The sequence below is a fragment of the Acinetobacter lwoffii genome (assembly GCF_019048525.1).
In the GTDB taxonomy this organism is placed as follows: Bacteria; Pseudomonadota; Gammaproteobacteria; order Pseudomonadales; family Moraxellaceae; genus Acinetobacter; species Acinetobacter lwoffii_K.
In genome coordinates, this window is the sequence record NZ_CP077369.1 from 2,230,543 (window position 1) to 2,247,348 (window position 16,806).

The 16,806-nt window shown below is 41.9% G+C and carries 15 protein-coding genes; 2 read left to right on the forward strand and 13 right to left on the reverse strand.

All coding sequences use genetic code 11. From position 1 onward, the window contains the following. Window positions 1-206 precede the first annotated feature (206 nt). The 13 genes from I6L24_RS10490 to I6L24_RS10550 all read right to left on the reverse strand — a co-directional run bounded on the left by I6L24_RS10490 (window position 207) and on the right by I6L24_RS10550 (window position 13,097). Entirely contained in the window at window positions 207-902 is a 696-nt protein-coding gene (locus I6L24_RS10490; RefSeq protein WP_004279923.1) for a methionine ABC transporter permease, read from the reverse strand. Then, window positions 899-1,924, reverse strand: a complete 1,026-nt coding sequence (locus I6L24_RS10495; protein ID WP_005100878.1) for a methionine ABC transporter ATP-binding protein — start codon at window positions 1,922-1,924, stop codon at window positions 899-901. The genes I6L24_RS10490 and I6L24_RS10495 overlap by 4 nt, the downstream gene beginning before the upstream one ends. A 76-nt stretch (window positions 1,925-2,000) precedes the next feature. Then, window positions 2,001-2,876 (reverse strand): MetQ/NlpA family ABC transporter substrate-binding protein, encoded by an 876-nt coding sequence (locus tag I6L24_RS10500; protein WP_005263086.1) that lies wholly within the window; start codon window positions 2,874-2,876, stop codon window positions 2,001-2,003. A 602-nt stretch (window positions 2,877-3,478) separates the two neighbouring features. Beyond that, on the reverse strand, window positions 3,479-4,036 hold the full coding sequence (locus tag I6L24_RS10505; protein WP_005263084.1) for a GNAT family N-acetyltransferase: 558 nt from the start codon (window positions 4,034-4,036) through the stop codon (window positions 3,479-3,481). Between the two features lie 27 nt (window positions 4,037-4,063). Further along, window positions 4,064-4,453, reverse strand: a complete 390-nt coding sequence (locus I6L24_RS16580) for a DUF4145 domain-containing protein (protein WP_005263082.1) — start codon at window positions 4,451-4,453, stop codon at window positions 4,064-4,066. Window positions 4,454-4,918: 465 nt separating this feature from the next. Continuing rightward, window positions 4,919-6,202, reverse strand: coding sequence for a phosphoribosylamine--glycine ligase (purD, locus tag I6L24_RS10515; RefSeq protein WP_005263077.1), 1,284 nt, complete (start codon window positions 6,200-6,202; stop codon window positions 4,919-4,921). 127 nt (window positions 6,203-6,329) lie between these two features. Beyond that, window positions 6,330-7,904, reverse strand: coding sequence for a bifunctional phosphoribosylaminoimidazolecarboxamide formyltransferase/IMP cyclohydrolase (purH, locus tag I6L24_RS10520; protein WP_004646700.1), 1,575 nt, complete (start codon window positions 7,902-7,904; stop codon window positions 6,330-6,332). A 95-nt stretch (window positions 7,905-7,999) separates the two neighbouring features. After that, window positions 8,000-8,269 (reverse strand): DNA-binding transcriptional regulator Fis, encoded by a 270-nt coding sequence (gene fis, locus I6L24_RS10525; protein ID WP_001086304.1) that lies wholly within the window; start codon window positions 8,267-8,269, stop codon window positions 8,000-8,002. 398 nt (window positions 8,270-8,667) lie between these two features. After that, entirely contained in the window at window positions 8,668-9,543 is an 876-nt protein-coding gene (locus I6L24_RS10530; protein WP_004279897.1) for a DUF3426 domain-containing protein, read from the reverse strand. Window positions 9,544-9,558: 15 nt separating this feature from the next. After that, complete coding sequence (gene prmA, locus I6L24_RS10535) at window positions 9,559-10,464, reverse strand: 50S ribosomal protein L11 methyltransferase (RefSeq protein WP_004279896.1); 906 nt, start codon at window positions 10,462-10,464, stop codon at window positions 9,559-9,561. A gap of 131 nt (window positions 10,465-10,595) precedes the next feature. After that, window positions 10,596-11,483, reverse strand: coding sequence for a bile acid:sodium symporter family protein (locus I6L24_RS10540; RefSeq protein ID WP_004646703.1), 888 nt, complete (start codon window positions 11,481-11,483; stop codon window positions 10,596-10,598). A gap of 87 nt (window positions 11,484-11,570) precedes the next feature. Next, the gene (locus I6L24_RS10545) at window positions 11,571-12,458 is read right to left on the reverse strand and encodes a bile acid:sodium symporter family protein (protein WP_005263073.1); all 888 of its coding nucleotides are present in this window, start codon (window positions 12,456-12,458) and stop codon (window positions 11,571-11,573) included. A gap of 144 nt (window positions 12,459-12,602) precedes the next feature. Next, entirely contained in the window at window positions 12,603-13,097 is a 495-nt protein-coding gene (locus tag I6L24_RS10550) for a hypothetical protein (RefSeq protein WP_005263072.1), read from the reverse strand. Window positions 13,098-13,351: 254 nt separating this feature from the next. On the opposite strand from I6L24_RS10550, the gene mnmG reads away from it, so the two are divergent. Then, window positions 13,352-15,232 (forward strand): tRNA uridine-5-carboxymethylaminomethyl(34) synthesis enzyme MnmG, encoded by a 1,881-nt coding sequence (mnmG, locus tag I6L24_RS10555; RefSeq protein ID WP_004279892.1) that lies wholly within the window; start codon window positions 13,352-13,354, stop codon window positions 15,230-15,232. Window positions 15,233-15,546: 314 nt separating this feature from the next. Further along, window positions 15,547-16,752 carry a 3-(3-hydroxy-phenyl)propionate transporter MhpT gene (gene mhpT, locus I6L24_RS10560; protein WP_005263070.1) on the forward strand — a complete coding sequence of 402 codons (1,206 nt, stop codon included), beginning with the start codon at window positions 15,547-15,549 and terminating at the stop codon, window positions 16,750-16,752. Window positions 16,753-16,806 lie beyond the last annotated feature (54 nt).

Here is a 16,806-nt window from a genome sequence, read left to right on the forward strand (position 1 = left end):
TACTTTTGACGGGGCAAAAGTAACAAAACCCCTTTGTTGATCTGATGGCACTTCCATGTGCCACAGACCAACGGGCGACTTCCTGTCGCCGTGGCACGTATCAAATAGTTGCCGGACTTTACTTTGAAATAATGAGAAAGGGTTTGTAAGTATTAAAAACAATAAAACCCTCAAAAAGAGGGATTTATTCATACATAAAAACTAGCTTAACGAAGTCGGGATAACCAGTCACCGAGGCTTTGTACAATCTGCACCAGAATCAGTAATACGATCACCGTCATGATGACAACAGAGGTATCAAAACGCTGATAACCATAAGAAATCGCTAAGTCACCAATACCACCCGCACCGACTGCACCCGCCATTGCCGTGGCACCAATCAAACTGATGGTGGCGGTGGTCAGGTTAAGAATCAGGGAACTACGCGCTTCCGGCAGAATAAACTTAAATATAATCTGCATTGGCGTCGCGCCCATGGCTTGGGCAGATTCGATAATACCTTCATTCACTTCAAGCAAAGATGTTTCAATCAGGCGACCAATGTATGGGCCGACATAAATGGTCAATGGAACAATTGCTGCCCATGTACCAATCGATGTACCAACGATTAACTTGGTCAGTGGAATGACTGCAATTAGCAGGATAATAAACGGCAGCGAACGCAGCGCATTCACAATAGGATTGAGACCGTGATAAATCACACGATTCGGCAGAATTCCATTCGGACGTGTCACCAGCAGAGTAATCGCCTGAATGAAGCCCCAGATACAGCCAAACAGCATCGCGAAGAACACCATATGAAAGGTTTCTTGCAATGCTGTCACAAACTGATCTATCGACAGGGAGCTTTTCCAGAACGGCGCCGTGATCGTTGTCAGCCACTGTACAATTAAATCTCTCATGCCTGTACTCCCGCCTGATCGACTTGTACGCCGTGTTGTTCAAGGAATTTTATTGCTGCTTGAATTTCTTGTGCATCACCCAGTAGCTGAATAAACATCTGGCCAATCACCGTGCCATTAATTTCGGTCATATTGGCAAACAGAATATTTAAACTGATATCAAACTGTTTAATCACCGCTTGAATCACGGTTTCCTGTGCCGAGCTACCAAGGAATTTCAGGCAATAAATACTGTTGTGGTTCTGGTTTTCCAGATTATTCAGAATATTGACTGGTAAATGCTGCTGTAATACGGTCTGAATAAAATTCTTGGTCGTCGGGTGCTGGGGCTGACTGAATATTTGTAAGGTACTGCCGGTTTCAATCACATCACCTTTTTCCATCACGGCGACATAATCACACACGGTTTCAATTACATCCATTTCATGGGTAACCATAACAATGGTGATGCCTTGTTCTTCATTAATTTTTTTAAGTAGCTGTAGAACAGATTTGGTGGTTTGTGGATCAAGTGCAGAAGTCGCTTCATCACAGAGTAAAATTTTTGGATGATTGGCAAGGGCACGGGCAATACCAACACGCTGCTTTTGACCGCCAGACAATTCATCTGGAAAAGCATGACGTTTATGTTTTAGGTCAATAAAGTCTAATAATTCTTCGAGGCGCTTTTCCCGTTCTGCCTTGCTCCAGCCTAGGAGTTTCATGGGCATTTCGATATTGGCTGCCACGGTTTTGGTTTGCATTAAATTGAAATGCTGGAAAATCATGCCGATGCTGGCACGTTCTTGACGCAATGCTTTGGCATCCAGTGCGGTAAAATCTGTTCCGTTAATGATAATCCGGCCTGAGCTTGGGCGCTCAAGCAGGTTGATCAGACGGATGAGGGTGCTTTTACCGGCACCACTATAACCGATGATGCCAAAAATACTGCCGGTTGGAATCTGAAGATTAATCTGATTCAAGGCATGCAAGGTTTGACCCTTAAGCTCATACTGTTTTGAAATATCTTTAAATTCAATCATAGTGTCAAAAACTGCATCACGGATAAAAAAACAGGCAAGAAATCGTCCTTGCCTGTTCTAAAAGTCTATTATAGTACTATTTTGATTCAGTTAAATACGTCACAGGTTTGTTTACCGCAACTTTCGTACCACCAAAATGTTCATCAACATATGCTTTTACTGCTGGCGTATGATACAACGCACCCACTTTTTGCAGGACTGGATCGTTTTGACGGTCTGCTGCAACAGCTAATACGTTGACATTCATTTTTGTGCTTTGATCGATTGGCTCATAGTAAATCGCATCTTTCAATACGTTTAAACCACCTTCCATTGCCAGGGTATTGCCCAGCACAATCGCATCAACTTCATCTTTTACACGTACTGCAGTCGCCATTTGAATTGGCTTAATCACGATTTGTTTTGCATTTTCGGTCACATCAGAAGTTGTACCTTTGACATTGTCAAAACCAGCTTTTAATTTAACTAGGCCTGCTGATTGTAAAAGTAATAATGCACGTGATTCGTTTGCGCCGTCGTTAGGAATAGCAATGGTTGCACCAGTTTTAAACTCGTTTAAAGATTTCACTTTGCTTGAGTAAATACCCATTGGCTCTAAATAAGTGGTAGATAGAGGTACAATTTTGGCTGTGTTGGCATCGTTGTAAGCCACCATATAGGCATAAGACTGGAATGCATTCACATCAATTTCTTTGTTGGCTACTGCCGTGTTCATTGACACATAGTCAGTAAAATTTTTCACATCAAGTTTGATACCGGCTGCTTTGGTTTCAGGCAGGGTCGCGATATAACGCCATACGTCTGCATCTGAACCGGTCGAAGCCATAGTTACAGTTTGAAGACCATTAGCATCTTTGCTTTGCGCTGCATCAGTGGCAGGCGCTTCTTGTTTACCACACCCAGTTAAAGTCAATACAGAGGCACTTAAGATAACGCCAAGTAACTTTTTCATGAAATTGTCCTAATTCTATTCTTGCCTAAAGTATAAGCATTTTTAAATCGTGTTAAATAAGAGTTTTATTACGATCTAAGTAGGTGGCTTGATCATTGCTGAGGAGGGCTTGAGATCGGAAGATGCAAGCGTGCAGCAACAGTTCTGGTGAACTTGATCAAGTCAGAGGCAGCCCAAATCTGATGTACTTGATCTATTTTGGAGAGAGAAAATAGATATTTTATAAGTACATGCCAAGGTTTATGTGCTCTGAAGTTGCGGATATCATAGCAATAAATCTATATTCGATATACTGGATAAAAAAGCCTTGCTTATCTCTTTAGTCGAATATAAAAAAAGATCTTTTAAAGAAAATATTAATTAAAACAATATATTATTTATATTGAAAATATAGTTTTAATAGATGTGTCTAAATAGTGATCTTTATAAGATTTTTTAAGATAGAAATATGAAAAATGCATATAGATAAATATAAAAAATATGTGATTTTTGGGAAATTAAGAAAATCCTATCATTAACGAGATAAATCTTTCCTTTATATTAACTTAAGCGAGTCAGTATCTGATCTTGGTTTCCTCTGGTCATGATATTACAAGCTTGTTTTAACAGAAGGGAATATGCAGATAATCCGAACGCTGTTTTTTGTAGAGTACGTGTCTACACAAGATATGATCGGCAGGTACAAGCGGATGATCAAACTCTCCCACTTTTTCTAAGCCAATGTTTTGCATGACACGTTCTGATGGCGTGTTGACGCATGCAGTAAAAGAAATGACTTTTTCAAGTCGTAGAGTTCTAAAGGCATATTTCAGTACCGCTTTGGCTCCTTCAGTGGCATAGCCTTGATTCCAGTATTGCGGTAGCAAGCGCCAGCCAATTTCAGGGGCATCGGCAATTTCAAGTTCAAATGGATGCACGTGTAAGCCGATAAAACCGATGAATTCGCCTGTAGCTTTGAGTTCTACGGCAAAGAGTCCCCATCCACGTGTTTCTATGGCAGTACGAATACGTTCAATAAATGCAGTTGCTTCAGTCGCATCGAGTTTTTTAGGGAAGTAGCGCATGACCTCGTCATCTGCACACATTTGGATAAATGGCGCAGTGTCGGAGTCTTGCCATTGGCGCAGGATCAGGCGAGGGGTTTGAAGGTGAATAGTCATTAGGTATCTTAATTTGGTTACGATTTTTTAGTTTCGTTTAGGGATTTGCTCTTTAAACTCATTAAACTGTTTCGTTTTATAGTCCAAAGATATTATATCCTCGACTACGTCTAAAAATGTTTTTACCATTTCCTCTTCAGGTCTAAAGCCTCTATGGTTAGAAGCATTTCCACCCTCAATAATCGTATTTAATATTTCATATTGTGTCTTACTAATATGTTTGTCCTCTAACATTTTTTTGAGCTTTCTTTCAAATCCTCCTATATCGCCTACTTTTTTTACTAAGTATCTATCTATTAGAGTTCGAATTCCTGAAAGAGCTAAAATAAATAATCCTTTTTCGTAGGCTGAAATGACTTCAAAGAAGAGCAACAGATCATCTTTAGGTAGATCGAAAGACCATTTTTTTTCATGCAATAATGATTTGTTGAATCTGGGAAAACTCGTACTTGATATCTAATAAGATTCGCATTTCCCTAAGTTCTCTAAATCAGATTTTATTGAAGCCCATTTTTGGCTAGTGTTCTCATCAATATCTTTTACATGAAATGAGTCTAAATGTAATGATGGCGCATTACATTTTTGACATTGGGTGAACTGGTAGGCATCAATGCTGTAAGTCCATAGTGAGGTTGCTTGATCAGTCGTTATATTTTTTGAAAAACCTTCGATAACTCTTGGGTGGATTGTTAAATTCAATCTATTTTGTGGAGTATCGTGCTTACATTCCCAGCAATATTTCCAAATATACATATATTCAACTTCTTATTTTAGTGATGTGCAAAAGAGTAAATTATTTATAGGCGTATGAATAGTTCTGTGGATTGTATAAGCAAATAAAAAAACCCCGAAAGAATCGGGGTTTTTTATACTTAAATAAAATTAAGCATTTTCACGCACAATCGCACGGTAACCAATGTCTTTACGATATTGAACGCCGTCGAACGTTACTTTTTGGCAAAGTTCTAAAGCTTTTGCTTGTGCTTCACCAATGGTATTACCCAGTGCAGTCACGCAAAGTACACGACCACCAGCAGTGACGATATCGCCATTTTCATTGGCTTTAGTACCTGCATGGAACACTTTCGCATCAGTCATTTCAGTGTCTAAGCCTGAAATCACATCACCATTGCTTGAAGTTTCTGGGTAGCCTTTTGACGCTAAAACGATACCAACAGTCTTGCGCTCATCCCATTCAGCTTCAGCAGGTAAGTTACCTGCAATACCAGCTTCAACGAGATCCACCAAAGATGATTTTAAACGCATCATGATCGGTTGAGTTTCAGGGTCACCAAAACGACAGTTAAACTCGATTACTTTTGGTTGACCTTTGTCGTCAATCATCAAGCCAGCGTATAAGAAACCAGTGTAAACGTGACCGTCTTTTTTCATACCTTCAACGGTAGGACGCATCACTTCATTCATGGTTTTTTCAAACACATCAGCAGTCACAACAGGTGCAGGAGAGTAAGCACCCATACCGCCGGTGTTCGGACCTTGGTCGCCTTCAAAAATACGCTTATGGTCTTGCGATGTTGCCATTGGCAAGATGTTGTCGCCATCAATCATACAAATGAAAGATGCTTCTTCACCCGCAAGGAATTCTTCGATCACAACGCGAGAACCTGCATCGCCAAACTTGTTACCTGCAAGCATGTCATCAATTGCTGCAAATGCTTCTTGATTGGTCATGGCAACGATTACGCCTTTACCTGCAGCAAGACCATCAGCCTTGATCACGATTGGCGCACCATTTTTCTCAACAAATGCTTTCGCAGCATCTACTTCAGTAAATACGTCATAGAAAGCCGTTGGAATGTTATGGCGTTTAAGGAAGTGTTTAGCGAATGCTTTAGAGCCTTCAAGCTGCGCAGCAAATTGAGTTGGACCCCAAATTTTAACGCCAGCTTCACGGCATGCATCTACAACACCATTTACAAGTGGTGCTTCAGGACCAACAACCACTAAATCAACCGCATTGCTTTTTGCAAAGTCGATAATCGCAGCATTGTCTAAAATATTTAAGGCAACATTTTCGCATTTATTTTCTGTTGCAGTACCTGCATTACCCGGTGCTACAAATACTTTTGCGACTTTATCATCTTGCGCGATTTTCCATGCAAGTGCATGTTCACGACCACCATTACCCAAAACTAAAATATTCATTAAAAAAAATCCTTCTGAAATAGAATCCCCCTAAATCCCCCTTTGATAAAAGGGGGACTCCCTTCGCTCTACTATGATATAGAAAACCCTCCTTTATTAAGGAGGGCTAGGGAGGATTTAAAATTAATTAGTGACGGAAGTGACGCATACCAGTAAACACCATTGCAATACCAGCTTCGTCAGCCGCAGCAATCGTTTCTTCATCACGCATAGAACCACCCGGTTGGATAATGCATTTGATACCCGCTTTCGCAGCGTTATCAATACCATCACGGAATGGGAAGAATGCGTCAGATGCCATTACCGCACCTTCAACTACTAAGCCAGCATGTTCAGCTTTGATTGCAGCAATACGAGCTGAGTTTACACGGCTCATTTGGCCAGCGCCGACACCAATGGTTTGACGGTTTTTAGCATACACAATCGCGTTAGATTTTACGTATTTCGCTACTTTCCAAGCGAAGATCATGTCATCGATTTCTTGTTCAGTCGGCGCACGTTTGGTGACTACTTTAAGATCATCTTTAGTGATCATGCCCAAGTCTTGATCTTGAACTAACAAACCACCGTTTACGCGTTTGTAGTCAAGTTGCGATTGACGCGCATCGATTGCTGGAAGTTCGCCACATACAAGTACGCGTACGTTTTTCTTCGCGCCTGTTACTTCAAGAACGCCTTCAGCAACGCTCGGTGCAATGATCACTTCAACGAATTGACGATCTACAATCGCTTGTGCAGTTGCAACGTCTAATTCACGGTTGAATGCAATGATACCACCGAAAGCAGATTCAGGATCTGTTGCATACGCAAGATCATAAGCTGCTTGAATACCGTCTAAAGATACTGCAACGCCACATGGGTTAGCGTGTTTAACGATCACACAAGCAGGCTTCGCAAATGATTTCACACATTCAAGTGCTGCATCAGTATCTGCGATGTTGTTATAAGAGAGTTCTTTACCTTGAAGCTGTTTCGCTGTTGAAACAGAAGCTTCAGTCGCTGTGTCTTCTACATAGAATGCAGCAGCTTGATGCGGGTTTTCACCGTAACGAAGGTCTTGAACTTTGTTCAATTGAGTATTGAAAGTACGTGCAAATTTGTCTGCCTGACCTTCTTCTTTACCTACGCGAGCGCCTAAGTAAGATGCGATCATGCCGTCATATTGAGCAGTATGTTCAAATGCTTTTACTGCTAGGTCAAAACGAGTTGCATGAGATAAAGCACCCTCAGCTTTAAGCTCGGCAACGACAGTTGCATAGTCAGAAGCATTTACGATGATACCTACAGATGCATGGTTTTTTGCTGCAGCACGAACCATGGTAGGACCACCGATGTCGATGTTTTCGATAGCATCAGCAAGTGAACAGTTTGGTTTGGCTACCGTTGCAGCAAATGGATAAAGGTTTACAACGACTAAATCAATAGCATCAATGTTGTGTTCAGCCATCACAGCTTCGTCTAGACCACGACGAGCCAGGATACCCCCATGAATTTTTGGATGTAGTGTTTTTACACGGCCGTCCATCATCTCTGGAAAACCTGTATGCTCCGAAACTTCAACTACAGCCACATTATTGTCTTTCAACAATTTGTAGGTACCACCTGTAGATAAAATTTCTACCCCTAGAGCAGCAAGTTCTTGTGCAAATTCAACAATACCAGTCTTGTCAGACACAGAGATTAAAGCGCGTTTAATAGTCATGATCTTCGTCACAGTTTTCAAGGAACAGAATAAAACAAAATCAGCAATTTACAGGTTAAAAAAAATGCCTGCGGAAGCCGCAAGCATTTTATCATTTATTCACTCATTAAACCGTGAGCTTTTAACTTTTTACGTAAAGTACCACGGTTGAGTCCGAGAATCTCGGCAGCACGTGTTTGGTTACCACGTGTATATTCTAGAACTACAGATAGAAGAGGTTTCTCCATTTCTGCTAGCACCATGTCGTATACCTGAGATGGTTGCTCGCCCTGCAGTTGTGCAAAATAGTGGCGAACTGCGCGATCTACGTGGATACGTAAAGCAACATCAGATTGTGCAGTAAAAATAGGAGATTTGCTATTCATGCGAATTAATCCGAAAAACAAATATCACTTGGGTAAAGTGATATATAAAAGTGGTCTAGAAATTGAAATGAACTCCATTTTAGATCCTAAAACGGAAGTTCTAAAACTTAGTCATTACATTGAGCCTGTAGCTTGACACATCTCTGCGATTTGGTCGAAAAATAAGCGTAACAATAGTTAAAGTTTTGTTACTGACCAAAATCAAAACAAAAAAATCTGCACGATACGCAATAAATTTTATAGCGCATTAGGCAAGACTGTATTTGTTGTGAAAAAGTCGCGAGGAGTTGCAGCACATAGCTTTCGTGGCGCGTATCATACCATTGTCTAAGCAAAAGTGAGCAAGAAAACTGCATTTTTTTTAACTTTTTTTAATTTTTTAATGCTTTCTCAGCAGATTAGGGGCGAATTATTTCCAAAGTATAGCGATCAAAGCTTTTACGATCGACTGGAAGCTTAAATTTGAATTTAAACGGGCTGTTTTTTGGGATGCGCTGAATATTGACCAGACTTTCAATCAGGTACTCTTCGGAGGACAGGTTATAAGTTGCAATCACTTCACCGCGATGTTCCAGATTGATTCTTAAAATCGGTAAGGCCAGGCTACGGTCATGAAAATTGATCAGCTCACCGCTAAACTCAGCTTCATTATTACCGGTTGCCTTGATTTTGACTTTATTGGCCTGAATCAGTGTGTAGTATTTTTCCAGATTGGAACAATTAAACACTTCACAGGCAGTGTTAAAGGCCAGGCTCATAACGTGACTGTTTTTGATGTATTGCGGATTGAACCAGAAGAATTGAAACATCAGCAGGCTGAACAGTGACAGATTGAGTAAACTCCAGCCTATATAGTACATTGGCCCGCGTTTAGTCTGTTTTTCTGCCTGATCTTCCCAATTCATGCTCGGTAATACTGAAATTGGCTCGGTACTGAAATAATTCAGGTTATTTAAATAGGTTTCCAGGTCAATATTGGAATGTTCAACTTTTTGATCAAAAATCTGTAGCAGGCTATGACGATTGTGCTGATCTGCGTGATAAACACCTGAGTTATTTTGAGTATCAGTTTCGCTGAATTCGCTGGAGTTCGACTGAGCCTGAGATATTGATGCGGTGACCGAATTCCGGGTTTCGGTCACCAAATGCGATAAGGCATTAAATGAAGTAGTACATTTGGGACAGCAAACCATACCCTGCGCAACGGTGAGTTGAGCAACTGTGACCTTATAGGTGGTGGAACAGGTAGGGCAATGGGTTCTTTTGTCACTCATGGATTATTTATAGGCTCATTCGTTCTTATGGCGTTTACCCGAGATACGGCACCAGTGCTCGTCTCGTTTTTCTACCTCTAATATATCAAAATAATTTGAGTAAATGCTAGTAACATCAGCAACTTGCTCTTCAATAACACCCGCAAGTGCGAACTGTCCCTCAGATTTAATTAAAGTTGCGAACTCAGGAGCCAGCATCATTAGTGGTGCTGCCAGAATATTGGCAACAAATACGTCAGCTTTGGTATTGCCGAGTTCATCTCTAAATTCTTCTGGCAGTCCGACATAAAGCTTGTCCAGTACGCCATTCAGTTCAGCGTTTTGCTGAGTCGCCAGTACAGCTTGTGGATCGATATCCGTGGCATATGCTTTTTTCGCACCTAATAAGAGTGCAGCTACCGCGAGAATGCCTGAGCCACAGCCATAATCGATGACAATTTTATCTTTCACATTAATTTTGCCGAGCCATTGTAAGCACAGGAAAGTTGAAGCGTGGTTGCCTGTTCCGAAAGCCAGCCCTGGATCAAGCTTGATGTTTACCGCATCGGCATCAGGTGCTTCCATCCATTCGGGTACGATCCAGTATTTATCAGCAATCTGAATTGGCTCATAGGCATCCATCCAGGTGCGTTCCCAAGCCTGATCTTCAATCAGTTCATGACGGATCGGAGCATCTGGCATTTGTGCACGAATAAAGGTTTCTAGTGCGGTAACATCAATTTCTTCGCCTTCTTCCTGCGCATAAATACCGGTCACAATCACTTTATTCCAGAGTGGTGTTTCACCTGGAAGTGGTTCCAGCAAATCCTGGTTTTCAGCATCATCCAAAGTCACACTCACTGCGCCTAGCGAGCTGAGTAATGTCTCAGTAAAATCAACCTGAGCCTGTTCAACCGTAATATGAATTTGTAACCACTTCACAGAAATAACCTTTATACATTTTTCAAAAAGCTATTGTAACGGAAGTTCAGACTCAACGCTGCTATCTTCTTGATCCATTCCCAAAATAAAAAGGATGCCTGAGGCATCCTTTGAACAGTTCCAGAGCTTATCTAGTCCAGATTCGTTAAAGGTGTTTGCGCCGGGAGTGGTGCAAGCCGGTTCAACAGACTGCCAAAAATTGCAGCAAAGATATACATAAAGATAGAATAAACCGCGGCTGGCATCGCCACAGCAGCACTGCCAATCACGGTCAGGGCAATGGTCATGGCGAGGGTGCTGTTATGAATGCCAATTTCAAATGCACTGGCACGGGCTTGAGCGCTATTAATATTCAGTAGTCGCGGAATCAGATAACCAATACTCAGGCTCAGGATGCAGAACAAGGCAGTCGCCAGACCCACCTGGGTCAAGTATTCACCGATATTGCTGCGCTCTTTGATGAGTGTGGCAATAATAATCAGCACCAAAAAGCCAATCGAAAAAATCCGCAGCGGCCGATTCAGTTTTGCTGTCACGCCTGGTGCATAGCGCCGAATCAACATGCCAATTCCCACCGGAATCAGGATGATCGCAAAGACTTGCAGAATCTTGCCGAATTGCAGGCCAACTTGCTGGCTATCCTGCATAAAATGCATGATCGAAAAATTAATAATTAAAGGTAAGGTAATCGCTGCGATGACTGAGTTGATAGCAGTCAAAGTGATATTGAGGGCTAAGTCACCTTTAAACAGATAGCTAAACAGGTTGGCTGTTGCACCCCCGGGCGAAGCCGCCAAGAGCATCAACCCGACTGAGAGTAATGGGGTTAAAGCGAATAGCTTGCAGAGTAAAAAGGCAATGCCAACCAGAATAACCAGTTGGCAGAACAATGCTATAAATACGGCTTTGGGGTGACGAGTGACACGGCTAAAGTCCCGAGGCGTCAGTTCAAGGCCCAGTCCCATCATGATGATTGCAAGTGCCAGCGGCAGTAATATCGTTATAAGGCCAGAATCCATCTGTATGCTCCTTGTCGAAAATTGTTTTAATACTTCTGATTTTCTTTAGAAAAGCATACAGCCTTATAGCAGAATCAGCCAAATAAATTACAAATCTGATAAACGACTTTTATTGCTATACACCACTTGCTGGCGACTAATCAGCACACCGAAAATAGTGGCGAAACTGTACATGAAAATTGTATAAATGCCTGCAGGAATAGCCATCGTGACATTATTTAAGACCGATATCGCAATGGTTAGGGCAATGGCTGTGTTATGAATGCCGATTTCAAAGGTACAAGCACGTGCCATTTTCTCTGGAATGCCCATGAGTAGAGGGATGCAATAGCCAATAAACAGGCTGGAAAAACATAAAATCGCAGTTGCTGTACCAATATTGGCAAAGTATTCGACCAAATTCGAACGTTCTCTGAAAATGGCGAATATGAATAGGATGGTTAGAAAACCGATAGAGAGTAAGCGCATGGGCCTGCTGACTGTAATCGACAGGTTTGGAAATTTGGCTCGAAGCAGCATACCCATGATCACGGGAATCAAGGTAATTAAAAAGACCTGCACAATCTTTTCAACTGGAAAAGTCACGTTTGAGTCATGACTCATAAAGTAGTGTAAGGACAGATTGATAATAAAGGGCAGAGTAAAAATAGAGATGATGGTATTAATGGCGGTTAGAGTAATATTCAGTGCTACATCACCTTTATATATGTAGCTAAACAGGTTTGCGGTTGGGCCACCAGGTGAGGCGGCTAGCAACATCAGACCTACAGCAAGCAAAGCGGGCAAGTCCAAAATCAGACAAATAAAAAAAGCAATACTGGGTAACAGCACTAACTGCGCAAATAAAGTAATAAAAATGACTTTAGGATAGCGACTTAAGCGCAGGAAATCTTTGATGGTGAGTTCTAGCCCCAGCCCCATCATCATGATTGCCAATGTAATTGGCAAAAAAACGCTAAAAAACCCCGAATCCATGAATTTGCCTTTTTATTATACATTTATAGATATATTTCGAGTTTAGCCTAGATGAATAAATAAGCAATAAAAAACGGGCAAAATGCAGTCACTTTGCCCGTCAAAGCTTTTACTTGAAATCTAAACTATTTAGATATATATCGGCTACATACCTGGCTGGCCTTGCATTGGTGAGTCAGGCTGTGCTGGCTGGTTCATCTGATGCTGCATTGGTTGATTTTGCATCGGTGGCTGCATAGGCTGACTTTGCATTTGCGGCTGCATTGGTTGGCTTTGCATCTGAGATTGTCCCTGAGGGCGTGGTGGCATAAAGCCTAATGCGCATTTACCTTTGACTTCGGTACCATTAATGGTGGCAGTGGTTGCACCACTGTTGCCGCTACAAGTACTCATGAGTTCGGCTTCATCGCCTTTGATTGAAGCGTTTTTGGATGAAGCGAAAAACTGCTGTTCACAGGTACCATTCCAGATAATGCCGCGATGGGCAAAACTGACTTGTGCACCTTGGGATTTGCCTTTACAAACCTGTTGGTACTTTTGTGCATTATAAATGGTTTCGACCTTATCATTCGCTGATGCAGCAAACGGCGCAAAACATAAACCACATAGAACGGTTGAGAGGAAAATATTCTTATTCATCTTTTATACCTTTGTTTGTAATGTAACCAACATATAGATTAAAAAATGCGCGAGATTAAACAATGCAAATCGAGTAAATTTCTCAGCTTATATGTTTAATTTATATAGTCCCTCTGCAAAGTTAAATTACAGTGCTTTAATGTTGTGCGAGTTAAGTGCGATTTATCTGAGGATAAATTCTACTGAATTTGTCTACTTTAGAGTGAAATTTGCTATAATGCTCAGCTATCCTTTTTTATCTCTCAATTACCACTATGCATTATCCTAAAGTATACGATGTTATTGTTATCGGTGGCGGTCACGCCGGTACGGAAGCGGCTCTGGCTGCAGCGCGTATGGGTCGACAGACTTTACTCTTAACTCATAACATTGAGACTTTAGGGCAGATGAGCTGTAACCCGGCCATCGGTGGTATTGGTAAATCGCATTTGGTGCGTGAAATTGATGCTTTGGGCGGTGCGATGGCACTGGCTGCCGATAAAGGCGGTATTCAATTCCGTATTTTGAACTCGCGTAAAGGTGCTGCAGTACGTGCAACACGTGCGCAGGCGGACCGTGTACGTTATAAAGCGGCTATTCGCGAAACATTAGAAAACCAAGCAAACCTTGATATTTTTCAGCAAGCCGCAGATGACCTGATTGTTGAAGGCGATACCGTTAAAGGTGTGGTTACCCAAATGGGTATCCGTTTTGATGCGAAAACTGTGGTGCTGACAGCAGGTACATTCTTAGGTGGTGTCATCCACGTTGGTCTGGAGAAATCTAGCGGTGGTCGTGCTGGTGATCCGCCATCTATTTCACTTGCACATCGTTTGCGTGAATTAAACTTGCCAGTAGGTCGTTTAAAAACAGGTACACCACCACGTATTGACGCGCGTTCAGTGGATTTCTCTGTGATGACACCACAGCCGGGTGATTTCCCATCTCCGACCATGTCATTCATGGGGGATGTGTCTATGCATCCTGAGCAGGTAAATTGCTATATCACGCATACCAATGAACGCACGCATGAAATCATTCGTGGCGGTTTAGACCGTTCACCGATGTACACGGGTGTGATCGAAGGTGTTGGACCACGTTATTGCCCATCGATTGAAGATAAGATTCACCGTTTTGCCGATAAAGATTCTCACCAAGTCTTCTTGGAGCCCGAAGGCTTGGATACACATGAGCTTTATCCAAATGGTATTTCGACTTCTTTACCGTTCGACGTTCAGTTTGAACTGGTTCGCTCGATCCGTGGTATGGAAAATGCGCACATTCTTCGTCCGGGCTATGCCATTGAATACGATTATTTCAACCCACAAGCGTTGAAATTTACCCTTGAAACCAAAGCAATTAATAACTTGTATTTCGCCGGTCAAATCAACGGCACAACCGGTTATGAAGAAGCGGGTGCGCAAGGTTTGCTTGCAGGCTTGAACGCTGCACGCCGTGCTTGGGATCAGGAGCAATGGACGCCAAAACGTGATGAAGCATACATGGGTGTTCTGGTTGATGACCTGATCACATTAGGTACCAAAGAACCATACCGTATGTTCACCTCACGTGCCGAATACCGTTTGATGCTGCGTGAAGATAACGCAGATCAGCGTTTAACAGCCATTGGTCGTGAAATGGGTCTGGTGGATGACGCGCGTTGGGCAGTGTACTGTGAGAAAATGGAAGCAGTGGAAAAAGAAACAGGCCGTTTGCAACACTTGTGGGCCGCACCAAATAACCCAATGGGTAAGAAATTCGTTGAGATGACCGGTGCAGACCTGTCTAAAGAATGTTCGGCGATTGATTTGTTGAAACGTCCAAACATTTCATTTGCTCAAATTGCAGAGTTAACCAATTCTGAAGTATCACCATTTGTCGGTGAGCAAATTGAAATTGCAGTGAAATATGCGGGTTATATTAATCGTCAGCATGAAGACGTCGCACAAATGAAACGTCTTGAAGAAACCCGTATTCCTGCGGATTTCGATTATGACATCGTGTCAGGTCTGTCCCGTGAAATTACCCTGAAACTGAAAGATGTTCGTCCTGAAACATTGGCGCAAGCCAGTCGTATTCCAGGTGTAACCCCTGCAGCAGTTCAACTGGTGATGATTACAATTCGTAAGAATGCACAAGCAAAGAAATCTGCTTAAGATTTTGCGCTAAAAAAGCCCGCATTAAGCGGGCTTTTTATCGGCTTGTAGTTTTGTATAAGTTTTGACTATCGTTGAATTAAAAATAACTACAATTAAATTAAGTATTTGATAAATATATATAATAAATATTATTAAGATGTGTTAAGTCTATAAATACAATCTTTTAGGTCTAATTTGGAGGGTATTTACACATGTTGATGTGCTTAAACCCGACTATTGTCGTGCTATTTCTCTATCAAGATTAGGTTAAGAATAATGCAACGGATCGTCACACTATCAAACGGTTTGTGAATTATTGATGGAGATCAGTCATGGCGCAGCCATATAGCGGAAAAGCCCAAAAAATATTAACCATATTCTTATGTTTTTGGGTCGCATTTTTTGAAGGTTTTGACTTTCAAGCTCCCGGGATTGCAGCGAAAGGAATTGCGGCAAGCTTTAGTTTAGATCAAATCCAAATGGGCTATGTATTTAGTCTGGGTGTCTTTGGAATGCTGTTTGGTGCATTCTTTGGCGGACGTATTGCAGATTATCTAGGACAAAAGAAAGTCCTGATGCTTTCTGTGACTATTTTTGGTCTGTTCATGTCGCTGACTGCAATTGCGCCCAGCATCGAAGTTTTATATGCAGCGCGTTTCTTTACTGGTCTGGGTTTAGGTGCGGCAATGCCAACCATGATTTCAGTCGTCGGTGATGAAGCAACCGAAGCCAACCGTGGCAAGCTAAATAGTCTGATGTATTGTGGTTTACCGGTAGGGGCGATCTTTGTTGCCGGTCTGGCCATGCTGCTTCCAGAGATTCAATGGCAAACCTTATTCCTGATTGGGGGATTAACACCTTTAGCACTGATTCCATTAATGGCGTTTATTCTTAAAGATAAGCCTAAAGTGAATGCGGAAGTACCGGTTTCTGGCGAAGCTGTGCCGGGAATGGCTGAGGTGTTGTTCAAGCAGCGACAGTATAAAAATACAGTGCCTCTTTGGGTTGGCTTCTTTTTTACCTTGATGATCAATTATATTTTGATTAGCTGGTTGCCAAATTTACTTATGGAACAAGGTTTGCAGAAACAGCAGGCATTTTTGGTGATGTTGGTGTTCCAGGTGGGCGCTGTCATTGGAACCCTGAGCCTAGGTTATTTACTGGATCGTTTAAAGCTTTGGCAAATGGCGACCATCATTTATAGTGGCTTGTTTGTTGCCTTGGTATTGTTATTCACCACAACTTCTATTCCGTTATTAATTTTGGCGGGAGTCATGGGTGGCATTTTCTCTACGGGTGGTCAATTTATTCTATATGGGATCTCACCGATTTTTTACTCAGGCGCAGGCAAAGTGACAGGCGTGGGCAGTGCGATCTCTTTAGGGCGTTTAGGGGCGATGACTGGACCATTATTAACTGGAAAAATTCTGGCATTAGGTTTGGGCACCACAGGTATTCTTGTGGCAAGTTTACCAGCAGTGGTCGTATCGGCAGTAGCCGTCACCGCACTATCACGTTATAAGGCTGCTCATAAGTAATTAATCATTGAGATCTATCAATACAAAAAGGGAATCTGAAGATTCCTTTTTTTA

Coding starts and splice junctions, on each gene's coding strand:
- I6L24_RS10540 (WP_004646703.1), bottom strand. CDS start 11,483: ATGGATTCTGGCCTTATAACGATATTACTGCCGCTGGCACTTGCAATC.
- I6L24_RS10545 (WP_005263073.1), bottom strand. CDS start 12,458: ATGGATTCGGGGTTTTTTAGCGTTTTTTTGCCAATTACATTGGCAATC.
- I6L24_RS10505 (WP_005263084.1), bottom strand. CDS start 4,036: ATGACTATTCACCTTCAAACCCCTCGCCTGATCCTGCGCCAATGGCAA.
- I6L24_RS10495 (WP_005100878.1), bottom strand. CDS start 1,924: ATGATTGAATTTAAAGATATTTCAAAACAGTATGAGCTTAAGGGTCAA.
- mhpT (WP_005263070.1), top strand. CDS start 15,547: ATGGCGCAGCCATATAGCGGAAAAGCCCAAAAAATATTAACCATATTC.
- I6L24_RS10490 (WP_004279923.1), bottom strand. CDS start 902: ATGAGAGATTTAATTGTACAGTGGCTGACAACGATCACGGCGCCGTTC.
- mnmG (WP_004279892.1), top strand. CDS start 13,352: ATGCATTATCCTAAAGTATACGATGTTATTGTTATCGGTGGCGGTCAC.
- I6L24_RS10550 (WP_005263072.1), bottom strand. CDS start 13,097: ATGAATAAGAATATTTTCCTCTCAACCGTTCTATGTGGTTTATGTTTT.
- purH (WP_004646700.1), bottom strand. CDS start 7,904: ATGACTATTAAACGCGCTTTAATCTCTGTGTCTGACAAGACTGGTATT.
- I6L24_RS10500 (WP_005263086.1), bottom strand. CDS start 2,876: ATGAAAAAGTTACTTGGCGTTATCTTAAGTGCCTCTGTATTGACTTTA.
- I6L24_RS10530 (WP_004279897.1), bottom strand. CDS start 9,543: ATGAGTGACAAAAGAACCCATTGCCCTACCTGTTCCACCACCTATAAG.
- fis (WP_001086304.1), bottom strand. CDS start 8,269: ATGAATAGCAAATCTCCTATTTTTACTGCACAATCTGATGTTGCTTTA.
- purD (WP_005263077.1), bottom strand. CDS start 6,202: ATGAATATTTTAGTTTTGGGTAATGGTGGTCGTGAACATGCACTTGCA.